At 48.1% G+C, this 19631-nt stretch carries 15 protein-coding genes; 7 read left to right on the top strand and 8 right to left on the bottom strand.

Annotated elements, in window-relative coordinates:
• Positions 1–84 precede the first annotated feature (84 nt).
• On the top strand, positions 85–810 hold the full coding sequence (locus tag MHH60_RS26830) for an HAD family hydrolase (protein WP_076133931.1): 726 nt from the start codon (positions 85–87) through the stop codon (positions 808–810).
• A gap of 724 nt (positions 811–1534) precedes the next feature.
• Here MHH60_RS26830 and MHH60_RS26825 read toward each other — a convergent pair.
• The 5 genes from MHH60_RS26825 to MHH60_RS26805 form a co-directional block, all read right to left on the bottom strand.
• Positions 1535–1678 carry a hypothetical protein gene (locus tag MHH60_RS26825; protein WP_179088868.1) on the bottom strand — a complete coding sequence of 48 codons (144 nt, stop codon included), beginning with the start codon at positions 1676–1678 and terminating at the stop codon, positions 1535–1537.
• A 393-nt stretch (positions 1679–2071) separates the two neighbouring features.
• The gene (locus MHH60_RS26820) at positions 2072–3604 is read right to left on the bottom strand and encodes a DUF3502 domain-containing protein (protein WP_076133933.1); all 1533 of its coding nucleotides are present in this window, start codon (positions 3602–3604) and stop codon (positions 2072–2074) included.
• A 141-nt stretch (positions 3605–3745) separates the two neighbouring features.
• Positions 3746–4630 carry a carbohydrate ABC transporter permease gene (locus MHH60_RS26815; protein WP_076133934.1) on the bottom strand — a complete coding sequence of 295 codons (885 nt, stop codon included), beginning with the start codon at positions 4628–4630 and terminating at the stop codon, positions 3746–3748.
• Positions 4631–4642: 12 nt separating this feature from the next.
• Positions 4643–5623, bottom strand: coding sequence for an ABC transporter permease (locus MHH60_RS26810; protein WP_081388883.1), 981 nt, complete (start codon positions 5621–5623; stop codon positions 4643–4645).
• A gap of 321 nt (positions 5624–5944) precedes the next feature.
• The gene (locus MHH60_RS26805; RefSeq protein ID WP_076133935.1) at positions 5945–8188 is read right to left on the bottom strand and encodes an AraC family transcriptional regulator; all 2244 of its coding nucleotides are present in this window, start codon (positions 8186–8188) and stop codon (positions 5945–5947) included.
• 202 nt (positions 8189–8390) lie between these two features.
• Between MHH60_RS26805 and MHH60_RS26800 the strand changes: the two genes are divergently transcribed.
• Together MHH60_RS26800 and MHH60_RS26795 are read left to right on the top strand one after the other, a co-directional pair.
• Positions 8391–9956, top strand: a complete 1566-nt coding sequence (locus MHH60_RS26800; RefSeq protein WP_076133936.1) for a glycoside hydrolase family 43 protein — start codon at positions 8391–8393, stop codon at positions 9954–9956.
• A 19-nt stretch (positions 9957–9975) separates the two neighbouring features.
• On the top strand, positions 9976–11430 hold the full coding sequence (locus tag MHH60_RS26795) for a glycoside hydrolase family 28 protein (protein WP_076133937.1): 1455 nt from the start codon (positions 9976–9978) through the stop codon (positions 11428–11430).
• Between the two features lie 7 nt (positions 11431–11437).
• On the opposite strand, the gene MHH60_RS26790 is transcribed toward MHH60_RS26795, so the two are convergent.
• Positions 11438–12319 carry a helix-turn-helix transcriptional regulator gene (locus MHH60_RS26790; protein WP_076133938.1) on the bottom strand — a complete coding sequence of 294 codons (882 nt, stop codon included), beginning with the start codon at positions 12317–12319 and terminating at the stop codon, positions 11438–11440.
• A gap of 73 nt (positions 12320–12392) precedes the next feature.
• Between MHH60_RS26790 and MHH60_RS26785 the strand changes: the two genes are divergently transcribed.
• The 3 genes from MHH60_RS26785 to MHH60_RS26775 are packed head-to-tail and all read left to right on the top strand — an operon-like array spanning position 12393 to position 15498.
• Positions 12393–13283 carry a pectinesterase family protein gene (locus tag MHH60_RS26785; protein WP_076133939.1) on the top strand — a complete coding sequence of 297 codons (891 nt, stop codon included), beginning with the start codon at positions 12393–12395 and terminating at the stop codon, positions 13281–13283.
• A gap of 17 nt (positions 13284–13300) precedes the next feature.
• Positions 13301–14323: an alpha/beta hydrolase family protein gene (locus MHH60_RS26780; protein ID WP_076133940.1), complete on the top strand. Its 1023-nt coding sequence runs from the start codon at positions 13301–13303 to the stop codon at positions 14321–14323.
• A 47-nt stretch (positions 14324–14370) separates the two neighbouring features.
• Positions 14371–15498: a glycoside hydrolase family 88/105 protein gene (locus MHH60_RS26775; RefSeq protein WP_076133941.1), complete on the top strand. Its 1128-nt coding sequence runs from the start codon at positions 14371–14373 to the stop codon at positions 15496–15498.
• Positions 15499–15565: 67 nt separating this feature from the next.
• On the opposite strand, the gene MHH60_RS26770 is transcribed toward MHH60_RS26775, so the two are convergent.
• Positions 15566–15886 (bottom strand): cupin domain-containing protein, encoded by a 321-nt coding sequence (locus tag MHH60_RS26770; RefSeq protein WP_076133942.1) that lies wholly within the window; start codon positions 15884–15886, stop codon positions 15566–15568.
• A gap of 26 nt (positions 15887–15912) precedes the next feature.
• On the bottom strand, positions 15913–18453 hold the full coding sequence (locus MHH60_RS26765; protein ID WP_076133943.1) for a heparinase II/III domain-containing protein: 2541 nt from the start codon (positions 18451–18453) through the stop codon (positions 15913–15915).
• Between the two features lie 237 nt (positions 18454–18690).
• Between MHH60_RS26765 and MHH60_RS26760 the strand changes: the two genes are divergently transcribed.
• On the top strand, positions 18691–19587 hold the full coding sequence (locus tag MHH60_RS26760) for a carbohydrate ABC transporter permease (RefSeq protein WP_038569654.1): 897 nt from the start codon (positions 18691–18693) through the stop codon (positions 19585–19587).
• Positions 19588–19631 lie beyond the last annotated feature (44 nt).

The raw sequence follows: 19631 nt of genomic DNA, 5'->3' as shown, positions 1-19631 counted from the left end.
TTCATATATCATAGGGCTTGTACTGGAAATATCGCACAGATGAATGTCTTACCTGAAGCAGAACAGAATGGGGAGGAACAACAGATGAGTAACGAAGTACATGGAACGGAACAAAACGTGGTTCATGCGAAACTGAACAAGCCAGAAGCGATTGTATTTGATATGGATGGAACATTGTTCCAGACTGAAAGTCTTTTATTACCTGCATATCATAAAATGTTCGATATTTTGCGGGAAGAGGGACTATACGTAGGACCTACACCACCAGAAGAACGTATTCTAGGCTGCTTAGGGATGTTGCTGGCAGACATTTGGAAGAATGTTATGCCTGAAGCAGATGAAGCCGTACACCGCCGGGCGGATGAATTGCTCCTGCAGCTGGAGATTGAAGGGCTTGAAGCCGGAGGCACACTACTGTATCCACAGGTGGTTGAGACACTGACAGCGCTTAAAGAGCGCGGAGTGAAGCTGTTTGTGGCTAGCAACGGGCTGGAGGATTACATTCACAGCATCGTTGTGGTGCATGAGCTTAAGGAGTTGTTCGAAGGCTTGTATAGTGCGGGGGGGCAAGGCACTGCGACTAAGACCGAGCTGCTGCGCATTTTATTGGATAATCATGGTATCAGCAGCGCCTGGATGGTTGGGGATCGTTCTTCTGATGTTCAGGCAGGTAAAGGAAATGGCCAGACCGTAATCGGCTGCGCCTATGCAGGCTTCGGACGTCAGGATGAGCTGAAGGGCTCTGATGTCATTATTACCTCCTTCGACGAATTGGTTGACTTATACGACAACGCAGCGATTAGTGAATAAGAACTTACGATGGGGAGTTTGCTTAGCTTACAAGCATGCGCTTGATCACATAAAAGACAACCTTCTTCAAGAAGGTTGTCTTTTTATTAGTCAAAAAAGATGGTGGTTCAGTTGAAAGAAATCAGTATCGTCGTCTTGCAGCAAAGATATATACATAAATAAAGGAAGTAATCCGATAAATCATGGAGAGGTAAAATATGGCAACTGAGAAGTGGGCCAAGGGAGCATAAATATGATAATGAGTTTCTTTTTTATTGCTTTAAGTGCTGCGATTGGAGTGGGGATGTGGTTTTTAGTTATAGGTATAGTCTTTTCTATTGGTGGAGGGAGCCTATTTGTAACTCATTATGATTCCTTGTTTTTTTATAGTGCTGTTCTTTTGTTGTGCATTGTAAGTTATCTATGGTTTATAAAACATCTATTTGAAAAAAAATTGGAACTATTACTCCTTATCTGTGTGGGTACCACAATGCTCTTTTTTTTCCTTACAGGTTGGCTTAACTAATCATATGGGGGGGAGGACAGGCAATTCTTTATGTATTACTCGTTATTGGCTTATATCTTATCTTATTAATACAATTTATTCTGACTTTATATTATTTAATCAAAGTAAGAAAAGAGATTTAAATAACATAAAGGGTTCTATATGTTTTGCATGCCTAATATGTAAACCCTTTATGTTAAACTATCGTTCTCTGTGGGTTAAATTACCAATTGGATGCATTTACTTTAAAAGAAGTGATTCAATAAATGGCTCTATGTCAAAGGGTTCAGTCGTTGTTTCGTATCTACCGTATACATGACCGTTTCTATCGAATTCAACAGGCTCACCATGAATTGACTTTGCTTGAAAATCATAAATAGACATCAGACCATCCCTCCACGTTATTATAAATAACATAATAGCGCTGTAGGTATTTATTGGTCTAATATAGAATAGGAATAATATTTATAGTATTAACCTATAACGAGTGTATCTCCAGTATAAAATGGCGCTTGAATTACTTTGAAAATTATTGTAAGAGTATCAGCAACGAAAATTCCCCAAACGTAATCATTTGGCACATAACTCACCCTTATCCTTTTATGACCTAAAACCTGATTTAAGTATTCGGTGACCAATTGAATTATCCTGCTCGCCGTCGTATGATTCAAAGTTGGCCATTATACCGCTTTCACCACGGCGTTCGAAGACCAAAAGAAGCGTGCTCCTTAATGGAGACACGCTTCTTGAGCTGTGTGATAATTGCCGCGGCGGTGCTTACTGCTGCTTAGCGTACCATTCGGAAAATTGTTTCTGGTATTCAGCGATATATTTGTCTATTCCTGCTGCTTTTAGTCTGTCCAGTGCTTTAGGGAAGGCGGTGTCATAATCACTGAAGCCGCTGCCGATCGGAGCGAGGTATTCAGTGAATACGCCGTTCAGCTTCGTTTCTTCATTCTTGACGGGTGTATTGTCAAAGTTGAAGCCGGCACCTTTGGAAATGATGGCTCCATCGTCCCAAGCTTTATATTCTGCAATAAACTCGTCCGGTACCGTGTTGTCGAAACGCATGAAGTTTTTGTTCATCAGCAGCCAGTCAGGGATCAGCGAATCAGTGGTTATTTTGGTCAAACGCCCGTTTTCATCCAGCGTATAGTCAGTTCCTTCTATCCCGTAGGCGAACAAGTCGTACAGGTCCTGGTTTTTTTGCAGCAGATTGAAGAACATGACGTAACGTTCAGGGTCTTTAGCTGCGGTGGAGACAAAAAAGGCGGTGCTGTAAGTGCCGCGGCTGATTTTTGGACGGCCGCTGCCGAGGAAATAGTTGACCAGTTTGGCATCAGGCACTGCTTGTGAGATGGTTGCTGCACCTTCGAACGGACGTGCCGCTGTGCCGGCCCAGAACATCGCTTTACCGGAGTTCCAGTCAGACTGCAGCTGTGGAACATTGGTGGCGGCATATTTCGGAATGATTCCTTTTTCATACCAGCCGTGCATAAGGTTCGCATAACTCTTGAACTCTTCGGTTTCAAACCAGCTAATAATTTTATCATCCTTCACAGACTCATCCAGGGCAATAAAATCATTTTGCCAATAGAGGTTTTTGTCCGTGTAATCATATTGTAGGAGTCTGCGTGCATCGGTGTTGGCGTACCCGATCAGTTCGGGATGAATGGCATGGACCTTATCATAGAACTGCTCTAGTTCCCCCAGTGAAGTGACTTGTGTCATGCCGGCTTCTTCAAGTAAATCCTGTCTAACTAGCGCACTGTAGAATTCCGCAGAATTCGGTTTGTTGCCGACGGGAATCGCATATTGCTTGCCTTCCAGCTGAAAGGCTTTGAAGGAAGCCTCGTCCACATTTTTACTCAAATCAGCTGCTGCATCGGCATATGGAGTGAGGTCGGCATAAAGCCCCTTTGCCACAGATTTTACCATGTAATTGGCATCTGTATAGGTTGCGAAGTCTTCTCCCGTAGACAGCATTAAGTCAGTTTTGCCGCCGCCATATTCGGTCCAAGGAAGAAACTGAAATTCAACCTCAGCATTGATTTCTTTCTTAATAGTGTCGTAGAACGATGTCTTCGCTAGTTCCTTCATCCGGTTGGACTCATCCCCGTACAGCACAATTTTCAATTTGGCAGGAGCCAAGGCGCTGCCGTCTTTACTACCGCTATCCGTAGAGGAAGAGGTACCTTCATTTCCAGTCCCAGAACTAGGGGGAGCGCTTTCATTGTTGCCCTGAGCACAGCCACTTACCAAGAACACCGCAGCTAGGAGCAAACTTAACCAACCTTTTTTCTTTTTCATGATGAACCCTCCTGAAATAGAATCATAATGTTTGAGGCATCTATTGCAAAGGTCGAGCTCCCTTAAGTCCCATTGTACATCAAGAAGTAGGGGAGCATAAACCCGGTGCAACCGAACATAATTTGGTATCTTTACTGAAATTTAGCCTTTGACTGAACCTACGATAATGCCTTTGACAAAAAAGCGCTGGAGAAAAGGATATAATATGGCGATTGGCAAAACGGTCAGACAGGTCATTGCCATTTTGGCTGTCTCCAGTGGCGGTGCGATGATAGCTCCACCAACTTGAGCAGCGTTGCCGGAAGCCAGGAACTGAATGTTCGCCATCATGTTGTACATCAAATATTGGATCGTATAGAGATCCTGATCGGATACCAGCATTAGTGGCAAATAGAAGTCATTCCAGAATTGCAGTGCGTAAAAGAGTGAGATGGTGACCAGTCCGACGCGGCCCAGCGGAATCATAATGCTGAAGAAGATGCGCAGATGTCCGGCACCATCGATTTGCGCAGATTCCACAATTTCATGCGGGATGCTTCGGAAATAGTTAGCCATGAGAAACATCAGAAAGACGCTAAGCACATAAGGGATGAACAGGCCGATGAGCGTATCGCCCAAATGATAATATTTGGTGCTGAGCAGATACCATGGCAGCGTTCCTCCGCTGAACAGCATTGTAAAATAGGCGAAGAAGGCGAAGAAATTTTTGAGCCGGAAGCTTTTAACGGAAATGACATAAGCGTAAGCGGTGGTCACCAATACGGCCGACACGGTACCCAGCACCGTAACGATCACCGACATGGAATACGCCCGCAGAATCTGCTGTGCCTTCGAGCCGAACAGGAATTCATAGGTTTCAAAGGTAAAGCCTCTGGGCCAGAACGAATAGCCTTCCGCGGCGATTCTGGATTCGGTAGATAATGAGCCGGATACTGCCAGAATAAACGGCGCTAGACAGATTACTGAAAATATGGCGATACAGATGTAAAAGAAAATGAGCAGGCCTTTGTTTTCGGTAGTTTGCATCTTATCAGTCTCCTAAAATAGTTTGCTGTCTTTGTCATACCAGCCGGCTAATTTGTTGGCCACCAGCACCAGAATGAAACCAAAGACGGATTGATAGAGCGTGATGGCTGAAGCAAAGCCGAATTCTCCGGAACGGATGGCTGTGCGGTATACATACACGTCGATAATGTCGGTAGTCGGCAAAAGTAACGGGTTCAGGAACGTTACCCCCATAATCATACTGAGGTCGCCTTTCAGCATGCCCCCGATGCCCAGCAGCGTCATCAGAATGATCGACGGAATCAGCATGGGCACCGTAATTTTGGTGATAATCTGCCATCTGGAGGCACCATCGATTCTTGCAGCTTCATAATAGGAAGTGTCGATGCCTTGCAGCACCGCATAATAGATGATGGCGCCGTAACCAGCGCTTTTCCAGATATTCGCTAGCACGAGAATGATTACGAACAGCCAAGGGCTGGAATACCAGTCAACCTGAGAGAAGCCGAATGTCTGGAGCAATTGGTTCATAATGCCTTTGTCGTAATCCAGCAGGGAGAACAGAACAGCTCCGATAATAATCCAGGAAATAAAATACGGGAAAAACATGACGCTCTGCGTGATTTTGATAAACCATTTGCTGCGCAGCTCATTTAAAATAATGGCGATGGCCACTGAAAAAAAAGTGCCGGTTAGCATATACAGCGCATTTAACATCACCGTGTTGCGTGTAGCCCTAAGAGAATCTTCCATACTAGAGAAGAAAAACTCGAAATTAGAGAAGCCGGCCCACGGGCTGCCGAAGATTCCGTCGTTGAAGTTGTAATTTTTAAAGACGAGAATCAGACCACTCATCGGCAGATAAGCAAAAAGAATTAGAATGACGATTCCCGGAAGAGCGAGCAAATAAAGCGAGCTGTCCTTCCTTAGGGATTTACGGAAGCTCTTGGCTTTGGCCGTCCTAATTCCCGGACTTGGCATTCCTTGTGTCTCCGATGTAGCCTCTTGCATCATTAACAGTCCACTCCTTTATACTAGCGTTGTCATTTCCGTCTCTTGTTTTAGGAGAACGCTTTACATGAAAATCATAAATCCACACGGAATGTAAACGCTATCATAATAAACGGAAAAAAGTTAAAAAAAGCGGAAAAAGGCGGCTTAAAAAAACGAAAAAGACAGAACTTTTTTGTTTTTAGGGTGCTCAAAAGCCTGATTTAAAGGGGGATTTCATAGTATAGGCCGGCGCGAGGGTTATTCATTGAAAGCCAAAAAGGGGATGTCTCCGGCTATGAAAATGCTGCCGGGACATCCCCTTTGTTCCTTACTTTTGGCGGGTCAATCAGGAAAATTCTGTTTTTGCAGAATATGATTCATTCTCCATTTGGAAGGTGTAACCCCATAACGCTTTTTGAACTGGGTTGTAAAATAGGTGCTGCTGTTGTAGCCCACTTTCTCGGCAATTTCCCGGATATCCAAGCCAAGCTCAGTGACTAATAACATCTGCGCCTGCTCCAGACGCAGCAGGTTAACGAAATCGGGAAAGCTGCAGTTTACTTCGTCGGCAATAAGTCTACTGAGATAAGCGGGACTTAGCGATAGCTTGTCGGCAAGGGCATTAAGGGAGAGCCTGGAGTCATCATAATGATCTCTGATATAACAAATGGCTTCACCAGCAATGCTTTTGGTCTGTACAGCGCTCATGCTGGCAATGCGCTCGTGGGCGGTATAACAGCTGTCTACAATCCAATTCAATAGCTTGTCATAGCTTTGGATCTGCCAGATATGCTGGTAATTATCTAAAAAGCCGGAATGCTGGACGTCTGCATTAAGCTCAGCCGTGCGACTGAGCTCAAAGACCAGTCTCGATAAAGCGATGGTGGCAGGCTCGACGCGGTAACTGCAGGCTACTGCCAGCAATCTCTCCACTGCCTGCGGAATATGGTTAGAGAGTTCCGTCTGCTTAACGGCTTGCAGTACCGGTTCAAGGGCACTGTCGGGCATTGGGCTGCTGTTCAGATGGATCGTATCATCGGCAAAGATGATGTTCTGCTGCACATGAAATTTATTATATTGCAGACTGTCCGCAGCTTCATTGTATTTAGCCCTCAGTAGGTTTAAATCATCCGTCAGCCCGCTGATTCCGAAGGCGCAGCAGGCTCCGGAAAGCTGCAGCTGAGCGGCGACTTCTTCCCATTTGCCGCGGTACAAAGCGTAATCGCCGAAGCTGCCGCTGTGAAGCTCGCTCAGAATCAGCACAGCAGTGCCCTGATGCGGGCGGAAGGATTGAATGGCTGCAAGTTCACAGAAGGCATGTTCAATCTGCTGTATGTTGTCCTCAAAGGTATGCCGGAAGTCGGAGTCTTCAGGTTGTTCGGGCTCCAGAGCGGTCAGCACGCATACACAATATGCTCCCCCAGCAGCGGCTATGCTCATCAGGGGTGTCCTGCTGTTCTCCGGTGTTCTCTGCGGGGAAAGCAGCCACCGCATCAAGGCGCTATCATCGCTTTCTTTTTTTAGCTGCTCCAGCTTAACGCCAATCTGTTCGAGCTCCTGGCTTACGGTATCGAAATCGCCACCGGTTTTCAGCGCTTCTTCATTGCCAGATAGATGAGCGATATTGCCGAACAGCCGGCCGATTGGCTTATACATCCGCCGCGAGATCAGGTTGGCGGTTATAGATGCGGCGGCAATCAAGGCCAAGCATAGGCCAGTCATCAGATTGCGGGCATTGGAGATATCACGGATGCTATCCTTGTAGGAAGTCTCCGACACAAACCACAGCTTGTCCGCTGCAGAATATACATAAGTAATCAGCTGCGGCTCTTCACCTCCCCTATAGACAAAAGAGCCTCTCTCAGAGGTGGAGGACACCACCTGCTTTAACATGCCCTCTTCCAGAGGGATGTCAGATAATGCACTGTGCATGAGCACCGATGCCTTTCCGTCAAGCACAGCGTAACGGGTGGCTTCGCCTTCTTTTTGCGTAAACAGATTATTCTGCAGCTTTCCCAAATTGACGGTCAGCGCTACCGCACCATTATATTCGCTATCCGCAAATGCCCGGTCATTATAGAACACGGTAAGCAGGGTAATGGGGGCACCGTTATTCAAGGTTGCTTCCCACAGAAACGGTGATTCAACAATAATGTTATCCCGCATTCTCGAGAACAGCTCCAGCTTGGATTCAGGGCTTAGCGGAAGGTTTTCGAACATGGCAACAGGCTCATCCACTCCCATGATGTAGGCATTCTCCATATATTGGTTCACAACCAATGCTCCGCGGATTTGGCTTAAGGCACTGTACAACTGGTCGCTCCAGCTGGTATCGCCATTCATCATGAGCGCGTTGATGTTTGGATTCCTATAGAAGTCCATAGCGTAGTTCTGGACGATCTCTTCATAGTTTGTAAAAACGGTTTCAGTATTCACCAGTACATTTTGGTTCGCCTTGTTGACATTATCTATCGTAATATTCCGGTACCAATAAAAGATCACTACAGCGAGTACTAGAATACAGCAAACTGAAATCGCGGTTAGGCTCATAAAAAAGCGGGAGTACAATTTCTTTCTTTTTCCCAAGCTGCTCACCCCTTCAGGTAAATCCTATTACACCCATTCTAGAGGGAAAGGCTATTCGCTGACAAGGAGTGAAATATGGGCAATATAGCATGAAAGTATAAAAATGAAGAAATAGAACATAGAAAATACAAGAAAGTTAAACTTATACGAACTATAATTGGTGGTGCTTACATTTGAATTGTTTTGAGGAGGATTACTTTTAATGAGAACATTCCGCAATCCAGTGCTGCCGGGATTTTATCCTGACCCTTCCGCTATCCGTGTTGGTGAAGATTATTATCTTGTGACTTCAAGCTTTGAATTTTTCCCAGGCGTTCCTATCTTCCACAGCAAGGATCTGGTCAATTGGCGCCAGCTTGGCCATGTACTGGACCGCCCGTCCCAGCTCAATCTGGATCACTCGATTCCCTCCATGGGCATTTGGGCACCGACGCTTCGCTATCATGAGGGAGTTTTCTATATGATTACTACTTTTATTGACAATGACAAGAACCAGCATAATTTCTATGTAACAACAACCGATCCGGCCGGAGACTGGTCTGACCCTGTATGGCTGGAGGATGCACCCGGTATTGACTCCTCTTTGTTCTTCGATGAAGACGGCAAGGTGTATTATACCGGCAATCGTGTTCCGCCGGAAGGGCAGGATTATCCGAAGCATATGGATATCTGGCTGCAGGAGATTGATCTCAGCCAAGGGAAGCTAATCGGTCCGAAGCATAGTATTTGGCAAGGCGCACTCAAGGTAGCTCATGCGCAAGAGGGACCGCATATTTATAAGATCGGCGCTTGGTATTACGTGCTGATTGCCGAGGGCGGCACCGGGCATACTCATGCGATTACGATTGCCAGAAGCAAGAGTGTGACCGGTCCTTATGAGGGCCATAAAGCCAATCCGATTCTGACGCATCGCCATCTTGGCAGAGCGTATCCTATTGTTAATGTGGGTCATGGAGAGCTAGTGGAGACTCAGCATGGTGACTGGTGGATGTTCTGCTTGGCTTCACGAACCAGCGGTGGTTATTACCGCAATCTGGGACGTGAAACCTTCCTGACACCGGTAATCTGGGAGAATGAATGGCCTGTGGTCAATCCCGGCAAAGGAGTGCTGGAATTTGAGACGGAGGCTCCGGATTTGCCGGAGACAAAGTGGCCGGAATTGCCTGCACGCGATGAGTTTATGGCCAATGAGCTGGCACCGATCTGGAATTTCCTGCGGACACCGCGGGGTGAATTCTGGAGTCTCACCGACAAGCCTGGAGTTCTGCGGCTTCGCCTGAAGCCAGAACGGCTCTCGGAGATCACCAATCCATCTTATATCGGTAGACGTCAGCAGCATTTGAGCTTCAGAGCGGCGACGGACATGACGTTTAGTCCTGCTGCAGAAGGGGAAGTGGCTGGTCTTGTTCTCCTCCAAAATGCGGATCACCACTTCCGTTATGAACTGGGGCTGGAGGCAGGCGAACGTGTATTACAGCTGATTCATCGGATGGGTGGCAGCGAGCAGCTGCTGGCGTCAGTGCCATATCCACAGGATCAGATACAGCTTAAGGTGGAAGCCAGAGGACAAGAGTATAGCTTCTATTACAGACCTTCTGAAGCCGCCAAGTGGACAGCCTTCTGCGAACGGACGGATGGCAGAGTGCTCAGCACCGATCTGGCCGGAGGATTCACAGGAGCATACCTCGGGATGTACACAAGCTCTCAAGGCGCAAAGAGCGAAAGCTATGCTGATTTCGACTGGTTTAGCTATGAAGGACTTGAGTAATAGGAGGAGGTGAAATTCAATGAGCAGCAATCTTGTAACTAACACGTATCCGATCCCCGAGCTTCCCCAGATTCCCGAACGGACTTTTGCAATCACGGATTATGGGGCAGAAGAGGGGGGATTAACCCTATGTACCTTTGCTATTCAGGCTGCACTGGATGCCTGCGCTGCGGCGGGAGGCGGAAAGGTTGTTATTCCAGCTGGCATCTGGCGCACGGGACCCCTTACTTTGCATAGTCGAATTAATCTGTATGTAGAAAAGGGAGCATTGGTGCAGTTTGACCCTGATCATACCTTGTATCCGTTACTTTCTTCCCATTATGAGGGGAATGCCGGCTGGCGCTGTCAGGCTCCGCTCGATGGAGAAGGTTTAAGCGATGTGGCAATAACCGGTGAGGGGATATTCGACGGCAGTGGCGAAGGCTGGCGCCCAGTGAAGCGGTTTAAGATGACCGAGAAGCAATGGGAGCGTTTGATCGAATCTGGAGGAGTGCTTGATCCACAAGGCGAAGTATGGTGGCCTTCACGGGAAGCTATGGAAGGTGAGGACTTCTGCCGGAAGCTGTGGGACAAGGGAGAAACTAGTATGGAGGCTTATCTGCCTGCTCGTACGTATCTGCGTCCGACGTTGCTAAGCCTGCGCAATTGCCGGCGGGTGTTGCTGGAAGGACCGACCTTCCAGAATTCACCTGCTTGGTGTCTTCATCCCATTGGTTGCGAACAGATTACCGTACGAAATGTTCAGGTACGTAATCCTTGGTATTCGCAAAACGGCGATGGTCTTGATTTGGAATCCTGCACGCATGCTCTAGTTGAGCACAGCAGCTTTGATGTGGGTGATGACGCCATCTGTCTCAAGTCAGGCAAGGATGAGGAAGGCCGTAGGTTGGGAATGCCCTGCCAGTATATTACCATCCGGAATTGCACGGTATATCACGGACATGGAGGCGTTGTGATCGGCAGCGAGATGTCCGGAGGTGTACATGCAGTTCGAGTTAGCGACTGCCTGTTCATCGGCACGGATATTGGCCTGCGGTTCAAAAGCACCCGGGGAAGAGGCGGTGTGGTGGAGGATATTGTAATGGAGAATATCAATATGACCGGCATCATCCACGAGGCTGTATCCTTTCATATGTTCTATGCAGGAGTTGAAGGATCGGAAGGGTATGACGAGCAGTTATTTTCGGTTACAGAGGAAACTCCGCAATTTCGGAAGATTACCCTGAAGAACATTGTGTGCCATGGTGCGGCAACCGCTCTACTGGTTAACGGGCTGCCGGAGATGCCGCTTGCTGATCTAACCATTGAAAAATTCCACGCAGTGAGTGACCGGGGAATTGTGCTGCGGCATGCTACGGGGCTCAAGCTGGATCGTATTCGGTTGCAGACTTCGGAAATGCCGAAGATAACAGCATATAGATGCAGTCACGTCACGCTCACTCATTCCGAAGATTTGACGATCACAGAGAGATAAAAAAATTCTATGGATGATGGAAATCCGTCTTGAACTTCCGTGGGTCTGACCTTGCTTCTTTTCGGTATTGGAGCGGGGTCAGACCGGTTGATTTTTTGAATGTTTTATTGAAATGGGAAAGATGTTCAAATCCTACAGCGGAGGCGATCTCCTGGATTTTGCCTGTAGATCCGACAAGCAGGCGTTCGGCTTCCCTTACGCGGACATGAACGATGTATTCCCGAAAGTGAAAACCCGTCAATCGGTGAAATACCCGGCTCAAGTATGAAGGACTAATGTAAAAATTACTTGCAGTCTCTTCCAGAGTAAGGGTCTCACGGTAGTGATCGCGGATATAGGTGGCTACATCCGTTACTAGATGATGGAGCGGATGTTTCGTCCCTCCAGCTTGTGAGATACTCTCTGAACGCTGAAGGAGAATCATCAGCTCGGAGAATAAAGCGATTACGCTGGTTTCGTAATACGGCCGCTGCAACCGGCATTCTTCCAGCATCCGGTTCATTAGGATTTCCGCTTCGTCCTGCTCGCGCAGGGTCAGCTTGAACAAGCGGTACCCGCGGTCATGAAACCAGATGGCTTCATTCTGCAGGGATGGCGGTAGAAGAGCAGGATCATAGTTGATCAGAATCCGCTCGAATTCGGCTACTTCCGAGCTTGCTGTGGAATGAAGCTCCCGGCCGGAGATAAGAATAAGCTCACCCTTATGAACCGTAATGACTCGGTCGTCCACAAAGTATACCCGCTCCCCTTGTATCAGATAGTACAGCTCGGCTAAGTCATGGCTGTGGGGACGTGGCATAGCAGTGATGCCTTTACGTTTCATATGCTGGATGCTGTAGCGGTCTTCTTCAATATGATATTTGTGATTGGGGCTAGTCAGGCTAGTCATAATTCTCCTCTTCTCTTACGAAGCGTTACGGTTATTATAGAATAAACTCAGGTTGATAGGAAAGGAGCCGCAGATGTTAATTACAGTCTCTAAGAGTGTCGATGAAGGATTCAGTAGTCTACAGGAAGCGTTGGATTCAATTCCACAGGAACACAAGGAAGAAGTGACGATTCGTATCAAACCCGGCATTTACGAGGAAAAAATCACTGTGAAACAGGGAACCCCTCCGGTTCTGCTACTGGGGGAAGACACGAATTCCACCATCATTACCTGGTCAGACAACGCCCATACTTTAGGTCCGGACGGAGAGCCACTTGGCACGTTCAAATCCGGCACCCTGAATGTATTCGCTGAGCATTTCACCGCTGAAAATCTGACCATTCGAAATGCATCAGGTCCTGGCACTGGCCAGGCGGTGGCTGCTTTTGTTGATGCTGGTCATGCTGTATTCCGGCGTGTACGCCTGCTGGGTGATCAGGATACTTTGTATACAGGGCAAGGGAAGCAATATTATAACGAATGCTACATTGAAGGCGATGTGGATTATATTTTTGGCGCGGCTACGGCGTTGTTTGAACGTTGCCGGCTGCATAACAAGCGTTCCAGAGGATATATTACCGCCGCATCAACGCCTGAAGGCGCACCATTTGGTTATGTATTCCTCGATTGTGAAATTACTAGCGGTCAAGGTGTAAGTGAAGTGTATCTTGGCCGGCCTTGGCGTCCTTATGCACATGTGGCTTTTATCCGAACGGTCATGGACAGTTCGATTATCGGCGAAGGCTGGCATAATTGGGGGCAGCCGGACAGGGAGGAAACTAGCCGCTATGAAGAATATGGCAGCAGTGGACCGGGAGCTAATCCCGAAGCCAGAGCTGCATGGTCGCGGCAGCTGATTCCACAGGAAGCTGCGGAGTATAGGGTGTTGTCCGTGCTTGATGGCTGGCATCCTGAAGGATATTAAGGGAAGGAGTACCTCGGATGGAGCCTCTGGAACAATACATGAAAAAACTAGCTGGTTCAGCTCAACGCAACTCGGCTTTCAGCAAAGACATGCCCTTTCAGCAATGGCGCGATGAGCTTACGGCAGCATTTACGGAGCGATTAGGTGGCTTTCCAGAAATAGCTGAGGAGCTGCAACCGGTTCTGCTGGAACGTACCGTCTGCTCCGGGTATACCCGTGAACGTATAGAGATAACTACCTATGAAGGGTTGCGCATGCCGCTGTATCTTTTGATCCCGGATCAGCCGTTTTCTACCCCTGCCCCTGCCGTTCTTGCCATTCATGGACATGGCTATGGAAGCCGGGAGATCGTAGGCTTGAATCCGGACGGATCGGATCGGCAGGGAGATCCCGGGCTGCACAAGGACTTCGCCGTTTCACTGGTGAAACAGGGCTTTGTAGTGGCAGCCCCGGAGCTGCTCGGCTTTGGCGACAGACGACTGGAAGAAGACCTAACAAGCGGGGAGCCTGGACGTAATTCCTGCTTCCGCCTGTCATCCGCATTGTTGATGGTTGGGAAGACGATGGCCGGCTACCGTATCTACGAAACCATGCGGGCACTGGATTATCTGCAGACAAGAAAAGAAGTTAAGGATGAACGGATTGGAATTATGGGTATTTCCGGCGGGGGACTGGTAGCTGGCTTCACAGCTGCACTTGACGAACGAATCGCTTGTGCGGTCGTAAGCGGGTATGCCAATACTTTCGCAGACAGTATTCTGACACGTAATCATTGCCTTGATAATTATATTCCAGGGATTTTGCTGGAAGCGGAGATGCCTGACCTACTGGGCCTCATTGCCCCGCGTGGCCTGTTCCTCGAATCGGGAGATGCCGATCATCTGTTTGGCCCGCGCGGAACAAAATCTGCTTTAACCCAGTTGCAGACGATTTACAGGTCGGCGAATCATATCGGACAGGTAGAGGCGGACTTCTTCACCGGAGGTCATGAGATTCATGGTGAACCAGCCTTTGCCTGGCTGCGCAAGCAGCTCACCTGAGCATAAGATTAGACTTCATATGGATGACAAACGAAGGAGGAATAAGGATGTCTATAACTGAAGCAACAACCGTTCGCTTGTCCAGTAAAATTGCGAATACGATTCTTGGAGGGTGCAACAAGCAGGGAGAGCATGAATATGTGCTGGAAAGATGGGCGTATGTTCCGGGCATGTTGCTGATGGCAATGGCCCGGGCGGGTGTTCAGCTCGACCAGCCTGAGTATGTCTCCTTTATGGAGCGGCATATGGACACATTTATTGGAGATGATGGTTCCATCCGTACCTACAGGCTGGAAGAATATAATCTGGACCAGATTAACGAAGGGAAAAACCTGTTCCTGCTATACCAGAAAACCGGAGAAAAACGGTATGCAGAAGCAGCCCATTTGCTGGCCGCACAGCTTATTGGACATCCCCGCACCTCCGAAGGGGGATTCTGGCATAAGAAGGTATATCCTTTCCAGATGTGGCTGGACGGGCTGTACATGGCATCGCCATTCCTAGCGGAATACGGCAAGGTCTTTCAACGACCTGAACTGATTGACGAAGCGGCGCATCAGCTGCTGCTGGTTGAGCGACGGACCCGTGATCCACGGACCGGCCTGCTCTATCATGGCTGGGATGAGTCCAAAGAGCAGGAATGGGCTGACTCGTCTACCGGATTGTCCTCTCATTTCTGGAGCCGGGCGATGGGTTGGTATGCGATGGCTGTGGTTGATTGCCTGGAGCATTTTCCGCTCACTCATCCGCAGCGGGGGACGATCATTGGCATTTTCCAGCGGATGTGCGGCGCGCTTCTGGAGGTTCAAGACAAGGAGACTGGCCTCTGGTACCAGGTGTTAGATCAAGCGGGGAGAAAAGGCAATTATCTTGAAGCTTCCGGCTCGTGCATGTTTGTTTATGCGATGGCTAAGGGACTAAGATTAGGTTATCTGGAACCCTCTTTTATAGAGGCGATGTTGCAAGGGTATGAAGGCATTCTGACGCATTTGACTGAAGAGGATGAACAAGGTGTTCACTTGCACCGGATTTGTCATGGAGCGGGTCTGAGCAAAGACCGTAATGGCTCATACGATTACTATATCTCTGAGGACGTACTGTCGGATGTGCCTATGGGCGTCGCTCCATTGTTATTAGCATCCCTTGAAGTGGAACGGTACCAAGCTGAAAAATAACAGAAGCCCAATCATTCCCTAAGAAATGGAATGATTGGGCCTTTTTTTGCTGCCAGATATATATTTATTAGCGTTTCAGCAGATCCTCGCGGATTGGTGTGAAGACATCGAGCAGCGCAGAATCTGCTTCCAATGCGGTAACACCGTGCCTTGCCTCTGGCGGTATGGCAATACTTTGCCCCGCGGTTACCTTATGCTTCTCGCCGTCAATACGAAATTCAAAGCTTCCACGCAGACAGTAGCTCATCTGCTCGTGAGGATGGCTATGCTCATAGCCCTCGGCTCCCTTTTCGAAATGAACCTCCATCATCATCAGACTGGCTGCAGCATTCAAGATACAGCGTTTAACTCCCGGTTCTGCTGGTTCCCATACTCCAAGATTGCTCATGTTCTAATCTTCCTCCTTCTATATAGTTATCGGGGCATGGCGATGTGAATTTTGCCTGCCTCAATTTTTAATTGGGTTGGTTCAGGTTGCCCGGACGTTGACTCAGGTTCTCCGAGCAGCCTAAGCGGTCCGAGACCCGGAACAGTAACAAGGTGTTCCTCCTTGGTGCCGTTGATGGCGGCGATAAACCATTTCCCATCCGTACGGGATATCCTGTACAAGCGTACTCCTTCGATAGCCTCTTCAAAATCAAGCTGTTCAAGCTGTAATGAAGGAGCATCTTCTGTCCGGGGATGAAGCAGAATGACGTAATCGCTTGTACCACCATGAACACGGAAATGTTGCTGCTCTGCCAGCGGATAATTTCCGGCTACAGCGCCTTCTCCCATTGTAATCACTGGAAGCTCTGGTTCGGCGATATAAGCGCTTAGGTGCTTGCCGTTTAGGCAAGCTGCATCAATGGATTGCTCCATGATACTTGCATCAGTACTGAGTGTATGCAGATTCCAGACGCTGTTCGATGCTCCCTCAATTCGATCCCATATCAAGTAGACGTTAAAGCCTGCTTTAATGAACAAGAAATTCCGCTCATATTCCTTGGCGTTAGCATCTGGAATAAGACTGCTGGCATGATCTAACTCTTCTGAAAAGCGCACATCCTTGCATGTGCTCTGCAGTGGCCCATTGGCAAAATTTCCGAATGAATCGGTAAATTGAACAACATTATGAGCTGCGCTGGACACATACCAATACCGATCTCCGTTATAATAACCTCCCGTTCCAGAATCAAGGGTTACTGGGACACCATCTGCCCAGATGGAGAAGTGCCCTTCATCATGATGAGCGTGATAAGTCAGCGGAGAAGCCTCGTAGATTGCATAATGCTGAAGGTTCTGTTCTCCGTTGCGGAAGATGACATAACCGATATCGGGATAATGTACGGAGTCGAGTGCAGGCCTTTGTTCTGCTAAATCGGGCTGTGGATATAACAGCGCGATCAGAGGCAGAGGAAAAGCGCCACTATCCTCAATCGGTTCTCCGCCGTGCTTCCACGTCCAGAGCATTTCCCCGGCAAGCTGGGGGTCTTCGTCCATATAGAATGGGGCAGCGTATCCAAGCAGGCGAAACCATTGTTCCTGCACATTGGCATCGCCGACCGCTGGTGTAAGCAGGATGGGGGAGCCAGAAGAGCCTCCTTGAATAATATCGGGTGCAGTCACTGTGCCGATAAGGAAACGGTACATGCCCTTTACCTTTTCTCGCTTGAAATAATCAATGCCCTTCAAACGCTTTAATAGGACGAAAAATAGAAAATAGCGATGCAATACTGCGCCATGGTAGCGAATATTTTCTGGCCATGCGCCGTCTGAATCCACCACTTCTGCCAGCTGCCAGTTGATGACAGAGAGGGCATGATCAAGATATGCCTCACTTTGTTTTTCATTGGGAAAGAGGAGGGCATATACACCCAGTCCGGTTGCCCGGTCGGCATTCCAATTACTGCGTTTTCCTCCCTTTTCATCTGGGAAGGTCTCCAGATCAAACCGGTAGTAGTGGGTATCCATCATCATTTCTGCGATATACCGGAAATGAGCGAGAAGTTCGGTTTCTTCTCCAGTGAGGAATACACTGCTGCCAGCAATCTGATCGTAGATTACAGAAGCAGCAGCGAGCCCCCTCCCGATATGCACCGCGCCGTAAGTATCATCGTCATGCCAGCCGTCTCTACGGAAAATATCCATGCCTACCCGCATATCAGCAAGCATGTACTGGAGCTTTTGCTTGGCTCGAACCGCAAATACACTTTCACCCGTGATCATATACATATTGGCGTCCGCTCCCGTAGCCTCCAGCAGGTAGGCCCAATTGGTAAGCGTCGGCCGATTAAAAAGCGGGGAGAGCAGCTCAGTTCCTAGCGGCTGCCCCGCAGCGTTTAGAAAATGGACCCCGATGCAGATTCCTTCGCCTAGAGGAGCTTCCAGACTGAGTGCTGTCTGCACGCTGTAATGATCACCTTCGAATACAGGTATGGTCTCTCCATAATGAAGGATTGTCAATCCCTTCACTTCCTCATTACTGATGCAGATACATTGCAAATCGTCTGCCAGACTAGCGCCAGATGGAGTCACACCAGATGGCTGAAGACCCTGCTGCCAGCTGGCCAATTTCTCTAGATATACTTTGCTTCCGTTTTCTCGGTCTTGACTCCACCCCAGCATCCCAGATTCTAGAGCGCCATTTGCTAGTTCAACCGGCAAGCCAAGCTGAGAATGAGTCAGACGCAAGCCCCCGATGCGTGCCGTGCCCTTTCCCCGAATCTGTACAGAAAGCTTCAGGAAGGCCGTACTGGGAGGGGTTTTAAAAACAAAGGGTTCTACCCGGAACACGCCGAGTTTATGGAGTGGCGCAGCAGCTTCTCGGCTGGCAAATTGTTCAGATAGCTGTCGTTGTCTTTCATACTCTTGCCGGACCTTGGGAAGCTGTTCGATTCTCAGGCGTATGCCCTCCAGCTCTCCTTCGGTATAACATCCGAAGGGGCGTGTACCGCCACCATATGCTGAAATCATCGGTAGTTCTAACCTCCTTGTAAAGTAGTCATGGTTCGTTTGTGAGCTTTCTCTTAATTTAGTATAAACGTGGCTTTACGAAGGACGGGATAGATAAACAAATGAAGGAAAGGGGACAAAGCAACTGAAAAAGTGAAATTCTCCCCCAAGCGCAGTCGCTTTCTCCCTAACCGTTACGAACGGATAGAATTATCATTAAGGACATAAGCTTAGTCCAATGGACAGGAGGAACAATAAATGAATTTATCAAAACGTCAAATTAACGCCTGGACCTTCGTTGCTCCCAGTTTGATTCTGACGCTGGTTTTTGGAGTATATCCGATCTTTTGGGCTCTGAAGTACATGTTCTATGATTACCAGGGCTTCGGCGAACCCCTGTTTATCGGACTGGAGAATTTCGAGCGCTTATTAAGGGATCAGGAATTCTGGAAGTCAGTGGTCAACACCTTTATCTACGCTGGAGGCAAGCTGCTCATCACCTTGCCATTATCATTTTTACTGGCGGTTGTCCTTAACCGTGCACTAAAAGGGCGGCAGCTGCTAAGAGCGATTTACTTTATGCCGACCGTAATCAGTGCTTCGGTTATGGCCATCGTATTTTACGTTATCTTTAATTCGTACAACGGGATGGTTAACCAGCTATTGGTCGGCTCTGGGATTATTTCCGCTCCGATAGATTGGCTTGGGCCGAAATATGCCTTGCTAACAGCTATTATGATTGCGATATGGGGGGCTATCGGTAACTATATGCTGCTCTTTATCGCTGGTTTACAGAACATTCCTGAGGATCTCTATGAGGCGGCATCTATAGATGGAGCTGGACCCTTCAGAAAAATGTGGAACATCACCGTTCCCATGCTCGGACCTGTATTGCAAATGATCATTATGCTCGCTATTACCGCCTCCCTAAAAGGCTATGAGAGTATTATGGTGCTTACCGAAGGCGGTCCTTATGGCAAGACGGAAGTTATGTACCTGTACCTGTATAAGCTGTTCTTCCCTGTATCCAGTGGAGGTACAAGCATTCAGCAATTTGGCTACGGTAGTGCGGTTGGTTTTGCCACGGCAGTTATTGTAGGTCTGATTACATTAGTCTACTTTTATGTATCTAAAAAGCTAAATGATATCTATTAAAAGAGAGGAGAATGAACAGTGAGTACATTACATGCGGAGACGAA

This window comes from Paenibacillus sp. FSL H7-0716, from assembly GCF_038002705.1.
Taxonomy (GTDB): Bacteria; Bacillota; Bacilli; order Paenibacillales; family Paenibacillaceae; genus Paenibacillus_AQ; species Paenibacillus_AQ odorifer.
Note: the sequence above shows the minus strand (reverse complement) of the source record. Positions and strands in the feature narration are given on the sequence as shown.

What these genes read in the sequence shown, in the direction of transcription:
- MHH60_RS26770 (WP_076133942.1), bottom strand. Translation starts at nt 15,886, where the DNA reads ATGAGCAATCTTGGAGTATGGGAACCAGCAGAACCGGGAGTTAAACGC.
- MHH60_RS26795 (WP_076133937.1), top strand. Translation starts at nt 9,976, where the DNA reads ATGAGCAGCAATCTTGTAACTAACACGTATCCGATCCCCGAGCTTCCC.
- MHH60_RS26815 (WP_076133934.1), bottom strand. Translation starts at nt 4,630, where the DNA reads ATGCAAACTACCGAAAACAAAGGCCTGCTCATTTTCTTTTACATCTGT.
- MHH60_RS26785 (WP_076133939.1), top strand. Translation starts at nt 12,393, where the DNA reads ATGTTAATTACAGTCTCTAAGAGTGTCGATGAAGGATTCAGTAGTCTA.
- MHH60_RS26820 (WP_076133933.1), bottom strand. Translation starts at nt 3,604, where the DNA reads ATGAAAAAGAAAAAAGGTTGGTTAAGTTTGCTCCTAGCTGCGGTGTTC.
- MHH60_RS26760 (WP_038569654.1), top strand. Translation starts at nt 18,691, where the DNA reads ATGAATTTATCAAAACGTCAAATTAACGCCTGGACCTTCGTTGCTCCC.
- MHH60_RS26790 (WP_076133938.1), bottom strand. Translation starts at nt 12,319, where the DNA reads ATGACTAGCCTGACTAGCCCCAATCACAAATATCATATTGAAGAAGAC.
- MHH60_RS26810 (WP_081388883.1), bottom strand. Translation starts at nt 5,623, where the DNA reads ATGATGCAAGAGGCTACATCGGAGACACAAGGAATGCCAAGTCCGGGA.
- MHH60_RS26825 (WP_179088868.1), bottom strand. Translation starts at nt 1,678, where the DNA reads ATGTCTATTTATGATTTTCAAGCAAAGTCAATTCATGGTGAGCCTGTT.
- MHH60_RS26765 (WP_076133943.1), bottom strand. Translation starts at nt 18,453, where the DNA reads ATGATTTCAGCATATGGTGGCGGTACACGCCCCTTCGGATGTTATACC.
- MHH60_RS26780 (WP_076133940.1), top strand. Translation starts at nt 13,301, where the DNA reads ATGGAGCCTCTGGAACAATACATGAAAAAACTAGCTGGTTCAGCTCAA.
- MHH60_RS26800 (WP_076133936.1), top strand. Translation starts at nt 8,391, where the DNA reads ATGAGAACATTCCGCAATCCAGTGCTGCCGGGATTTTATCCTGACCCT.
- MHH60_RS26775 (WP_076133941.1), top strand. Translation starts at nt 14,371, where the DNA reads ATGTCTATAACTGAAGCAACAACCGTTCGCTTGTCCAGTAAAATTGCG.
- MHH60_RS26830 (WP_076133931.1), top strand. Translation starts at nt 85, where the DNA reads ATGAGTAACGAAGTACATGGAACGGAACAAAACGTGGTTCATGCGAAA.